Annotated in this window: 10 protein-coding genes; all 10 read right to left on the bottom strand. The window is 64.2% G+C overall.

Translation table 11 applies throughout. From position 1 onward, the window contains the following. Positions 1 to 60: 60 nt before the first annotated feature. Positions 61 to 744 (bottom strand): exosortase-associated protein EpsI, B-type, encoded by a 684-nt coding sequence (gene epsI / locus V4F39_RS21490; RefSeq protein ID WP_332292006.1) that lies wholly within the window; start codon positions 742 to 744, stop codon positions 61 to 63. After that, the gene (xrtB, locus tag V4F39_RS21485; protein ID WP_332292005.1) at positions 741 to 1,640 is read right to left on the bottom strand and encodes an exosortase B; all 900 of its coding nucleotides are present in this window, start codon (positions 1,638 to 1,640) and stop codon (positions 741 to 743) included. The genes epsI and xrtB overlap by 4 nt, the downstream gene beginning before the upstream one ends. Positions 1,641 to 1,648: 8 nt before the next feature. Continuing rightward, positions 1,649 to 2,551 (bottom strand): polysaccharide biosynthesis tyrosine autokinase, encoded by a 903-nt coding sequence (locus V4F39_RS21480; protein WP_332292004.1) that lies wholly within the window; start codon positions 2,549 to 2,551, stop codon positions 1,649 to 1,651. 18 nt (positions 2,552 to 2,569) lie between these two features. After that, positions 2,570 to 4,003: a chain length determinant protein EpsF gene (epsF, locus tag V4F39_RS21475; protein WP_332292003.1), complete on the bottom strand. Its 1,434-nt coding sequence runs from the start codon at positions 4,001 to 4,003 to the stop codon at positions 2,570 to 2,572. 18 nt (positions 4,004 to 4,021) lie between these two features. Further along, the gene (epsE, locus tag V4F39_RS21470; RefSeq protein ID WP_332292002.1) at positions 4,022 to 4,882 is read right to left on the bottom strand and encodes a polysaccharide export protein EpsE; all 861 of its coding nucleotides are present in this window, start codon (positions 4,880 to 4,882) and stop codon (positions 4,022 to 4,024) included. Positions 4,883 to 4,884: 2 nt separating this feature from the next. Continuing rightward, positions 4,885 to 5,865: an EpsD family peptidyl-prolyl cis-trans isomerase gene (locus V4F39_RS21465; protein ID WP_332292001.1), complete on the bottom strand. Its 981-nt coding sequence runs from the start codon at positions 5,863 to 5,865 to the stop codon at positions 4,885 to 4,887. Positions 5,866 to 6,101: 236 nt separating this feature from the next. Further along, positions 6,102 to 6,833, bottom strand: a complete 732-nt coding sequence (gene ubiE, locus V4F39_RS21460; protein WP_332291999.1) for a bifunctional demethylmenaquinone methyltransferase/2-methoxy-6-polyprenyl-1,4-benzoquinol methylase UbiE — start codon at positions 6,831 to 6,833, stop codon at positions 6,102 to 6,104. Positions 6,834 to 6,849: 16 nt separating this feature from the next. After that, the gene (locus V4F39_RS21455; RefSeq protein WP_332291998.1) at positions 6,850 to 7,251 is read right to left on the bottom strand and encodes a gamma-butyrobetaine hydroxylase family protein; all 402 of its coding nucleotides are present in this window, start codon (positions 7,249 to 7,251) and stop codon (positions 6,850 to 6,852) included. Beyond that, a complete protein-coding gene (locus tag V4F39_RS21450) occupies positions 7,248 to 7,676 on the bottom strand; it encodes an HIT family protein (RefSeq protein WP_332291997.1) in 429 nt (142 codons plus the stop codon). Before V4F39_RS21450 ends, V4F39_RS21455 begins: the two co-directional genes overlap by 4 nt. Continuing rightward, positions 7,673 to 11,614, bottom strand: a complete 3,942-nt coding sequence (locus V4F39_RS21445; protein ID WP_332291996.1) for an FAD/FMN-binding oxidoreductase — start codon at positions 11,612 to 11,614, stop codon at positions 7,673 to 7,675. The genes V4F39_RS21450 and V4F39_RS21445 overlap by 4 nt, the downstream gene beginning before the upstream one ends. Between the last annotated feature and the right edge of the window lie 186 nt (positions 11,615 to 11,800).

Genomic DNA, 11,800 nt, shown 5'->3' with positions numbered 1-11,800 from the left:
AAGCGCGCGACAGACGACGAGCCCACAGCGTTAACGTCCAGCGCGCATCGCTGCCGGAACTCAGCCAGCACGACCAAATACACGATCAGCGCTGGAACCCGCCATACCCGCGTACAAGTCCAAAAGGAATTCCGTATGAAGGTTGTAAGCTCGCTTCATATCGGCATCAATGCTTGAAACTCGAACTAGCATGCCGTCAGCTATAAGGTTTCGCAAGCCATACCGCATCTGCGCGAGCTTCTGCCCGACTCCGGTCGTCACCACCTCGTCGCCGACGATCACCCAGTAGGTGATAGGCTCTTGGCGAGGACCCAACACTGACATCAGCCGACGCACCGGGATCTTCGTGTTTGGCAGCTGCAAATAGTCCTGCGTGTTGGCGGTAATCGCGAAGCCTTGGGCGGGGTAGCAGACCTCGGGTCGATGAGCGCTCGTGCCATCAGACTGGTCGCCACCATAAGCGACTGACAGCATGATGCGAGAACCTTTGGTATTCACATAGGTTCGCGCCAAAGTCTGGTTATAAATCTTATCGAGGATCGATTGAAGATACGGCGAAGGGAGAATGACGGCGCCAGATGGCTCCAAGCTCCATTCTCCGAACTGCTTCGGAAACATTGCCTCTAAGTCCGGCATGCCGATCTCGTCAGCCATGTTCTTTGACGGCTTCCCTACGTAGCCAAGTGCTGCCCCAGTGATCATCAGCAGAGACGCAAATCCAGCCCGCCGGCGTGAGGGATTCATGTGCGGACGCTCCTTCCCCTGAAGGCCAAACCTAAACCCTTGTCTACCATCAATATCAATATCAAGCCAACGAGAAACAAAACCATGCCAGCAAAACCGTGAATGAACCCTTGCCCGGCCTCGTCGCCAAGATGGTAAGTCACAAGCACCAGAATAATCACGCGAACAATATTGGCGACGAAAGAAATGGGAATGATCAGTGTTGCCAGTATCACGTTTCTCAGCGCGCTCTTGTAGTTCATCAGGTTCATATAAAGAAGCCCTAATGCCTCCAAGGTGAACATGCTATTCAGTCCAGCACAAGCGTCCGCCACAAGCAACTGATACGGGCCCACAGTCAACACGACACCCGCGCGGCCTATCGGGTAGCCAACTTGGTACAACACCGTCGAAGCCACGGCGGATACTGCAGATTTCAATGGACCTGTGATACTACTCACCACTGAACCTGGCAACGGAACCATGAACAGCAGGAAGAATACGGCAAACCAAACAACACGCAGGCCCCGCGTGCCAAAGAACAGCAACAACAAAGCGATCAACACAAGCTGCTGGGACAGCAGCTCAAAAAACATAATGAATTGAGATCGGCCAACCGCGTAAAGCAACACCCCCAACGCAAGTAGCGCAAAGCCTCCGAGCAGTGCAGGGCGAGGTTCACATGCAATCAATTCTTTCCGCTTCGCGTAGAAGAGGTAAATTGACACAGCAAGAATAATCGGACCATGTCCCTGCTCATCTGTTGGCCAAACACGTTCAGCCAACATCAAATAGCTCGGCAGGTACATCGCGAGGAATGCGACAGCCAAGGCTCCTAGGGCCACCCAATCAAGGCCGGGTGGCACCAGAGTACGCTGTTCGGCCGGCGAATCTGTAAGCGTAGAGCCTTGTGCCATCACAATTCTCAAAACTCGTTGAAGATGACTCCCGCCAGTTTGGCGGGAGTCTCGGCTAGATTGGCCACTAGATCCTGCAGACTTAGCACTTGGCTTCGTCCCTGTCGGGCCACCACCAGCGCCGCTCCACAGCGTGCAGCGATCACTGCGCTATCACTACCATACTGCGCCGCAGGCGTGTCCACCACCACGTGGTCGAACTTGGATAAGAGCTCACGGACCAATAGTCCAAATGCAGGGCGTTCAACAAGCTCCAGCGGGTTCGGTGGGGTAATGCCCACAGGCAGCACAAACAAACTTGGGACGCCCGCCACCTGCTGAATTACCTTCGACTCTGCGCGCCCGCTTAGGATGCCTGACAGCCCCGCGCTGTTGTCGATGCCAAACACCGCGTGCTGGCGAGGCCCACGCAGATCGGCGTCCACCAGAAGGGTGCGCCCGCCCAACTGCGCCAAGGTCACAGCCAAATTGGCCGCAAAATAGGTTTTCCCGTCACCGGAATCTGGGCTCACCACCGCGATCGCCCTGCGTTCCTGACCCTCATTGAAGAGGCGCATCATTATCTGGCTGCGGATGGCGCGGAAGCTCTCTGCCTGCACTCCAAAAGGCTGATTCAGCGCAACCAATTCGGGGTTGGCCTTGCGGTTGCCTTCTGCTGCATAGGGATAGTGGAACTGCTGGCTGAGAGCAAACAGCACATCATCGGTGCTTGCATACCCCAGGGCTACGGCGGCCTCACCGAAGCGGACCCCCTTCGCCTTCTGATGGGCAAGCACCTTTTCAACTTGGTCAGTGCTGAGGTTGCGCGTCTCGGCAATGATTGAGCCGATGGACCGGTCTGCCACGCCGGCACCTTGGTCGGGCGCCAAACCGGCAGCTTCGGTCGCGTTGTAATCTTTGAACTTAGCCATGAGATCTTCGCTCGGCGCTCAGGCGCCCTTGTTGGCTTGCGGAGCCGGCAGACCCATCGCACGATGTTGCAGCATCAGCGAGTGCTTACCCGACATAAAGCGCTTGGCATTGGGAGTAGGCAACACGCCCAGCACCGGGAGGCCCAGAGATGCAATCACATCTTCAGGTTTCCGCACGCGGCGGTCGCTCAGTTCCAACAGCAGCACGACACCCAACGCCAGCAGTGCTCCCAAGAAAACCGCAAGGGCGGTGTTCAGAACCATCTTGGGACTGGCGTGCTCAGCCGGCGGTTGAGCAGTTGTCAGCAAGTTCGCATAGCTCTGGTTGGTCTGGCTCTCCATCGCCGTCTGATTCAGGCGCTGCATTACGCCGTCGTAAGCGCGCTGCGCGTTCTCAACTTCCCGCACCAGCACTTGGCCCTGGTCGCGAACGGCCTTCATCTCCAGCAATTTGGCGCGCTGGGCCTCCAATTCCCCTCGCACCTGGGCCTCGCGCTGTTTGTTGATGGTGTTGGTCACCGTCACACCACCGGTCACGCGGCGGATCTCAGCGTCGATACGGGCGCGCAACTCGGTAATGTTGGCCTTGGCCTCCACGACTTGAGGATGGTTGTCGCCGAGTTTGCTGTTCAACTCCTGCAGCTTGGCCTCATTGCGGGTCAGGTCAGCCCTGAGGCCGCCGATCAGAGGGTTGCTCAATACTTCCTGCAGGCGGTCGCCGCTGGCGCCTTGCGCCTGCGCTTGGCGACTGCTGCTTTCGCCACTGATCGCCTGAATCTGCACCAACTGGCTGCTCAGCTCGGCCAAGCGGGCGTTTTCCACGTCCAGCCGCTCGTCGGCGGCGATGATGCCCTTTTCACGTTGGTAGGCCGACAACTTGGCTTGGGCCTCTTCCAGCGCGGAGCGGGCCTCCTTGCTCTGGGCCACAAAGAAGGCACTGAATTGCTTGGCCGGGTCCACCCGCAGCTCCAGCGTGGTAGCGATATAGGCTTGCGCAAACGCATTGGCCAAGCCAGCCGAAAAGCGCGGATCGGGCGACCGATAGTTGATGTTGATGACGTTGCTTTCGCGGCTGGGCTTCACATCCAGCTTCTTGTGTAGCAGCGTGATCAACCATTGCTCGAAAGTCCCCTCGCCATCTCCCTCCGTCTGCCACTGCTCGCGAAGCTGGGGACTCTCCAGCAGCCGCAGGTCGCGGATGACGCGCAGTGCGACCCGGTCACTCACCAGGATGTCAGCTTGCGTAGCCATGAAGCTGGGCATCGCCATCCCCTGAAACGCAATTACGCTGATCGGATCCGGCTTGATGTCGATCACCACGCTGGCCGTGGCGTCGTACTGCTTGGGAAGCACCAGACTCACGCCGACCGTGGTGCCCACCACCAACAGAAACACCAACAGAGCCGCCCACTTACGCGCCCGCAGGATCGAAAGAAATTGTCCGAAGGTCATGACAGGCTACCAGTGAAATCAGAACAGGCTTTCACGCACATACACCACGTCGCCATCTCGCATGACGTCATCCATCGCCGGCGTAATGATCTGTACCTTGCCGTCGGCACCCTTGCGGTGCACGCGGATGCCCTTTTCCGTGCCGCGCTGGTTAAGCCCACCACCAGTGGCCAACGACTGCATCAGCGTCATACCGCGTTCCAGCCGCATCGGGCCGGGGCGCTGCACTTCACCGTAGATGTAGACCATTGGCTGGCGATCCACCCAGATGGCATCGCCGTTCTGAATGACGATGTCTTCGCCGCGAGATTGCGAGGCAAAGATGGTGGGCAAATCCACCTCGGCACGATATGGCCTGCCGTTGCGCGTGCCGGTAATGACGACGATGTCAGCACCCGTGGCAGCGGTGCCGCCGGCCATGGCCAGCAGGTCCGTCAGCTTCATGTCGGCCACTTCCAGCGGGTACCGGCCCGGGCGGTTCACCTGGCCCAGCACATTGGCCTGGTTGCCGCGCACCTGCAGCACCGCGATGGTGACCTGCGGCTGCTTGACGAAGTTGCCGTTGCGCAGCCCGTCGGCGATGGCGCGCTCGGCCGCCGAAATGCTTTGACCGCCCAGGCGAACCTGACCGATCAGCGGATACGAGACGACGCCCGATTCGCTGACGCGGGTTTCCAGCGTCAGGTCCGGGTTTTGGTAGACGGTAATGCGCACCACGTCACCCGCGCCCAGGCGGTATTCGGGTGTGGACGAGGCAGGAATCGGTGCGTTGGGCGCAGTGTTTTGTGCGTGCAGCGGCAGCGAGGCCGCCAGGGCCATGGAGGCCACCACGGCGCCCACGCAGGCGCGGGCCCAGTTGTTCTGCTTGAAGCTGGCCATCATCACTTCAGTCCCATCCCTTTGCTGATTGAGGAGGCATCCAGACCACTGGCGGCAGGCGCCGGAGCGGGGGCTGGCGCGGGTGCCGGCGACGCGGCGGGCGCGCTAGCGGCACCGTCGGCGAACTTGCCGACGTACTCGATCTTCGATTCACCCCGCAGCCGCTTCACCTCGTCTTCGACCAACTTGCGCTTCCGGTCGTTCAGCAAAAACTGCTCGATCGCCGGCGTAGCACGCTCCAGCGTCACCGGCTGGCTGCGCGAGTTGACGAGCACGATGACCTGCGCGCCGTTGGGCGAGGGCTGCAGAACGGCCTGCCCGTCTTGCAGGCGAGCGAAGTTGTCCACGCTGGCCAGAGGCAGTTGTTCGGCGGCCCGCACAGCCTGGTTGCCGGCGAACTTGAACTCGTTGGCCTTGAGGTATTCGACGAATTCGTTCACGTTCTTCGCTTCAGCAAGCTTCGTGCGAAGGCTGTCCACCTGCTCGGGCTTGGCTTCGATCGCCAGCTCCTGCAGGTTGTAGATGCGGCGCTCCTTGAAAAGGGCCGGCTTCTCGTCGTAGTACTTGCGCACTTCGTCAGGCGTGGGCTTGGAGGCCGTTTCGCCGACCTTTTCGACGTAGGCGCGCGCGATGATCTCTCGCTTGGCGGCTTCCATCTGCTGCACCACGCGCGGGTCGCGGTCCAGCTTCTGGTCGGTGGCCTTCTGCACGGCCAGTTCCTGGTCGATCAGCCGCTCGAGGATCTGCTTGCTGGCGGCTTCGGTCTGCTCAGGGCGCAGGCCGCGCTGCTGTTGCAGCACGAAGTTGATCTGGTGAACGGTGATCTCTTCCTTGTTCACCTTGGCGGCCGTCTGGCTGGCTGCTTTTTCCTTGTTGTCGCCACAACCCACCAGCAGCACAGCTGCGGCTGCGGCTGCAATGCAGGCCACGCGCAAGGTAAAGCGAGGGTGGGTGTACTGATCGGCTCGGGTCGTCACGCTCATATCTCCCGCCTTGCTGCGCAAGGCCGTAGTCTCGACAGTCGAATATTTGGAGGTAGGACTATCGCGCGGCGATGGCTCGACGCAGCCCCAAAGGGCGAGTGTATAGGCAGGTCCGTGGCAGATCCGTGTAAGCCCTGACGGGCCGTGACGTGACACACAGCGTGCGCCGGGAGGCGAGCGCGCACTCCCCCCGAAAAGGGGAGCCCGAACCTCACAGACGGCCTAAAGGCTGATTTTCAGCACTTGATCCCCACATGCAACGCCACCACCCCGCCCGTGAGGTTGTGCACGTCCACGTGCCCGAAGCCGGCCGCCTTCATCATCGCCTTCAGCGTCTGCTGGTCCGGGTGCATGCGGATCGACTCCGCCAGGTACCGGTAGCTCTCGGCGTCCCCCGCGACCCACTGGCCCAGGCGCGGCAGGACGCTGAAGGAGTACCAGTCGTAGGCCTTCTGCAGCGGTGCGGCCACCTTGGAGAACTCGAGGACGAGCAAGCGCCCGCCCGGGCGAAGCACCCGGTTCATCTCCGCCAGCGCACCATCCTTGTGCGTCATGTTGCGCAGCCCGAAGGCGACGCTCACCAGGTCGAAGCTCGCATCGCGGAACGGCAGGCGCTCGGCGTCGCAGATGGAGGTGGGCAGCACCACGCCCTCGTCGAGCAGGCGGTCGCGCCCCTGCCGCAGCATGGCCTCGTTGATGTCGGTGTGCACGACGACGCCCGTGCGCCCCACCTTGCGCGCAAACGCCCGCGCCAGGTCGCCCGTGCCGCCCGCGATGTCGAGCACCCGGCCGCCTTCGCGCAGGTCGGCCACCGCCACCGTGTAGGCCTTCCACGCACGGTGCATGCCCATCGACATCAGGTCGTTCATGACGTCGTACTTCGACGCCACGGAGTCGAAAACGCCGCGCACGCGCTGCGCCTTCTCCTGTTCGTCGACGGTCTGGTAGCCGAAGTGCGTCTGCGTCATCGTGGGCTCCTGTTGTTCAGTGGTGGCCGCCGCACGCGTGCCCCCCGGCCGTGGGCATCGGGGCGTCACGATCGACACCGGCCTGTTGCAACTTGGCCTCGTATTCGCGCCACAGCTCGTCCTGGCGCGAGCCCAGGAAGTGAAGGTATTCCCAGGTGAAGATGCCGGAATCGTGGCCATCGGTAAAAGTCGGCTGCACGGCGTAATGGCCCACCGCGGCGATGTCGACGATGCCCACGTCGCGCTTGCCCGTCTGCAGCACCTCCTGCCCCGGCCCGTGGCCCTGCACCTCGGCCGAAGGCGAATACACCCGCATCAGCTCGAAGGCGATCGCATACGTCGTTCCGTCGTCGAAGCCGACCTCGAGCTGCTTCGACTGCTGGTGAACGGTGATTCCGACAGGGCGTGGCGTGGTCATGCGAGGGCGGCCGCGACGGCGGCATCCAGTTGGTCGAGGGGCACGCGCAGGCGCTGCGCGGGCGGGGGCGCCACCACACGCTGCGCAGCGCCCCAGACGGGCTGCGGAAAGTGGCTGTCCCAGTCGAACCGGGCGATCACGTGCCAATGCAGGTGCGGCACGACGTTGCCGAGCGAGGCCAGGTTGACCTTGGTGGGCGACAGCCGGTCGCGCAGGACACGTTCGACGGCGGCCACCAGCGCCATCACCCGCACGCGCCCGGCCTCGGGCAGGTCGGTGAACTCCGCCACGTGGCGCCGGCTCACCACCCGGTAGAAGGCCGGAAAGGCGTCATCCGCCACGCGGATCACACGCCAGTCGCCGTCCTGCCAGACCGGGATGCCACCAGCCTGCACGCACAGCTCGCACGACGTGGAGGCGCTCACACCAGCACCCGTTCGATCCCGCCTTCGTTGGCACGGCGCACGTACTCGGGCATCCACGCTTCGCCCAGCAGCTTGCGCGCCATCTCGACGACGATGTAGTCGGCCTCCAGCAGCCCGTTCTGCAAGTCGTTGCCGTAGCGGCTCAGGCCCTGCAGGCAGCTGGGGCAGGAGGTGAGGATCTTGACGTCCTCGCCCGCCTTCACCGCGCCGCTGCCGCGCAGCGCCGCCTCGCCCTTGCGCAGCTCTTCTTCCTTGCGGAAGCGGATCTGCGTGGAAATGTCGGGCCGCGACACGCCGAGCGTGCCGCTCTCGCCGCAGCAGCGGTCGCTCTTCAGCACGCCCTCGCCCACCAGCGCCTTCACCGTCTTCATCGGCTCCTGCTGCTTCATCGGGCTGTGGCAGGGGTCGTGGTACAGGTAGGCGCCCTGGTCGGCCGCGGGCAGCGTGATGCCGCGCTCCAGCAGGTATTCATGGATGTCGACGATGCGGCAGCCGGGGAAGATCTTGTCGAACTCGTAGCCCTGGAGCTGGTCGTAGCAGGTGCCGCAGCTCACCACGACGGTCTTGATGTCGAGGTAGTTCAGCGTATTGGCCACGCGATGGAACAGCACCCGGTTGTCGGTGATGATCTGGTCGGCCTTGTCGTACTGCCCCGAGCCGCGCTGCGGGTAGCCGCAGCACAGGTAGCCCGGCGGCAGCACGGTCTGCACGCCCGCGTGCCAAAGCATCGCCTGGGTGGCCAGGCCCACCTGCGAGAACAACCGCTCCGAGCCGCACCCGGGGAAGTAGAAGACGGCCTCGGTCTCGGCCGTGGTCGTCGCCGGGTTGCGGATGATCGGCACGTAGGCCTTGTCCTCGATGTCGAGCAGCGCGCGTGCGGTGCGCTTGGGCAGGCCGCCCGGCAGCTTCTTGTTGATGAAGTGGACGACCTGCTCCTTGAGCGGCGCATTGCCCACCGTGGCCGGCGGCGCGCTGGTCTGCTTGCGGGCGGCCAGCTTCAGAACGTCATGCGCCAGCCGCTGCGCCTTGAAGCCGACGTCCACCATCGCGCTGCGCACGAACTTGATCGTCTGCGGGTTCGTGGCGTTGAGCATGAGCATCGCCGCCGCATTGCCGGGGCGGAAGCTCTTCTGGCCCATCTTGCGCAGCAGGTTGCGCATGTTCATCGACACGTCGCCGAAGTCGATCTTCACCGGGCACGGGTTGGCGCACTTGTGGCACACCGTGCAGTGGTCTGCGACGTCCTCGAACTCCTGCCAGTGCTTGATGCTGACGCCGCGCCGCGTCTGCTCCTCGTAGAGGAAGGCCTCCACGAGCAGCGAGGTGGCGAGGATCTTGTTGCGCGGGCTGTAGAGCAGGTTGGCGCGCGGCACGTGCGTGGCGCAGACCGGCTTGCACTTGCCGCAGCGCAGGCAGTCCTTGATCGAGTCGCTGATCGCGCCGATGTCGCTGCGCTGCATGATCAGCGACTCGTGCCCCATCAGCCCGAAGCTCGGCGTGTAGGCATGGCGCAGGTCGGCGGCGCGCACCTCGGCGGCGGCATCGGCCGCGTCGTGGCGCAGCAGCTTGCCGCGGTTGAAGCGGCCCTCGGGGTCGACGCGGCGTTTGTAGTCGGCAAACGGCTGCAGCTCTTCGTCGCTGAGGAACTCCAGCTTGGTGATGCCGATGCCGTGCTCGCCGGAAATCACCCCGTCGAGGCGGCGCGCCAGCGCCATGATGCGGTCCACCGCCTCGTGGGCGGTCTGCAGCATCTCGTAGTTGTCGCTGTTGACGGGGATGTTGGTGTGCACGTTGCCGTCGCCGGCGTGCATGTGCAGCGCCACCCACACGCGGCCGCGCAGCACCTCCTTGTGGATGCGCGTGCAGGCCTCGAGGATGGGCGCGAAGGCCCCGCCGGCAAAGATCGCCTGCAGCGGCTTGCGCACCTGGCTCTTCCAAGAGGCCCGCAGGGTGGTGTCCTGCAGCAGCTCGAAGAAGCTGCGCTGGCCGTCGCCGCCGCCGTCCAGCCCCTCCAGCCAACCGCGCCAGAGGGTGCGCACCTCGCGCAGCAGCTGCAGCGCCTGCTGGACGCGGTCCTCGAGCAGTTCGGCGCTGGGGATCTCGCCCGCATCGTCGCTCTTGCCGAGCGGCAGGTCGCCGCGCAGGAAAAACGCCTCCAGCGCGTCGAGCAGCGCCAGCTTGTTGCGCAGGCTCAGCTCGATGTTGATGCGCTCGATGCCGTTGGTGTACTCGCCCATGCGCTCGAGCGGGATCACCACGTCCTCGTTGATCTTGAAGGCATTGGTATGGCGGGCGATGGCGGCGGTGCGCTTGCGGTCGAGCCAGAACTTCTTGCGCGCATCCGCGCTCACCGCGGTGAAGCCTTCGCCCGCGCGGCTGTTGGCGATGCGGACCACCTCGCTCGCGGCGCGCGCCACGGCCGCCTCGTCGTCGCCGACGATGTCGCCGATCAGCACCATCTTGGGCAGCCCGCCCGGCACCGACGTGCCGCGCTTGCTCTTGGTCGCGTAGCCGACGGCCTTCAGGTAGCGGTCGTCAAGATGCTCGAGACCCGCCAGGATCGCGCCGCCGGGCTTGCGCGCCTCGGCGAACATGAAGTCCTTGATCTCGACGATGCTGGGCACCGCATCCTTCGCGTTGCCGAAGAACTCCAGGCACACCGTGCGGGTGTGCGCCGGCATGCGGTGCACCACCCAGCGGGCGCTGGTGATCAGGCCGTCGCAGCCTTCCTTCTGGATGCCCGGCAGGCCGGCCAGGAACTTGTCGGTGACGTCCTTGCCGAGGCCTTCCTTGCGGAAGGTGCGGCCCGGGATCTCCAGCGTCTCGGTGCGCTCCAGCGTCTTGCCGGAGGCGTCGAAGTAGCGCAGTTCGAAGCGCGCGCATTCGACGTCGTGGATCTTGCCGAGGTTGTGGTCCAGGCGCGTCACCTCCAGCCACTTGGCTTCGGGCGTGACCATGCGCCAGGAGGCAAGGTTGTCGAGCGCCGTGCCCCACAGCACGGCCTTCTTGCCGCCTGCGTTCATCGCGATGTTGCCGCCCACGCAGCTGGCCTCGGCCGAGGTGGGATCGACGGCGAAGACGAAGCCCGCGCGCTCCGCGGCATCGGCCACCCGCTGGGTGACGACGCCGGCCTCGGTGTAGACGGTGGCCACGGGATGCGCCACGCCCGGCAGCGACACCCTCTCGACCTCGCTCATGCGCTCGAGCTTCTCGGTGTTGATGACCGCGCTTTTCCAGGTCAGCGGGATCGCGCCGCCGGTGTAGCCGGTGCCGCCGCCGCGCGGGATGATGGTCAGTCCGAGCTCGACGCAGGCCTGGACCAGGCCGGCCATCTCCGCCTCGGTGTCGGGGGTGAGCACGACGAAGGGGTACTCGACCCGCCAGTCGGTCGCGTCGGTGACGTGCGACACGCGCGAGAGGCCGTCGAACTTGATGTTGTCCTTGGCCGTGTGGCGGCCGAGCGCACGGCGGGCGCGGCGGCGCAGCTCGCCCATCCCGTCGAACGAGGCGGCGAACGAGGCCACTGCGGCCTGCGCGAGCACCAGCAGCTCGCCCACCAGCGCATCGCGCTGCGGGTCCGTCTGCGGATCGCGGCGCTTGCCGATCTCGCCCAGCCGGTGCTGCAGCGCTTCGACCAGCAGGCCGCGGCGCTTGGGGTTGTCGAGCAGGTCGTCCTGCAGGTACGGGTTGCGCTGCACCACCCAGATGTCGCCCAGCACCTCGTACAGCATGCGGGCCGAGCGGCCGGTGCGGCGTTCGCCGCGCAGGCGGTCAAGCAACGCCCAGGCCCGTTCGCCGAGCAGGCGCATCACGATCTCTCGATCGGAGAACGAGGTGTAGTTGTACGGGATCTCGCGCAGGCGCGGCGCCTGCTCGCCGATCGCTTCGGCGGCGAGGCCGGGAGCAGCCAGGGTGTTCACAGCAAGCGGTGCATTCATGTCGATCAACCGCCGCCGCATCCCGGGCGACGGCACCGGGCGGGGTATGACGCAAGGGGGGTTGCATGTTACCGCACGCCTCCTGCCGCTCCTGTGGCGGCGGCCCGTCGCGCGGCGGGTTATCCCGGTTGCCTAGGTCCACCCTTCCATGACAGAAATGCGACTGTCATCAAATCGGCAAATACT

It is taken from the genome of Aquincola agrisoli, assembly GCF_036621135.1.
In the GTDB taxonomy this organism is placed as follows: Bacteria; Pseudomonadota; Gammaproteobacteria; order Burkholderiales; family Burkholderiaceae_C; genus Aquincola; species Aquincola agrisoli.
Note: the sequence above shows the minus strand (reverse complement) of the source record. Positions and strands in the feature narration are given on the sequence as shown.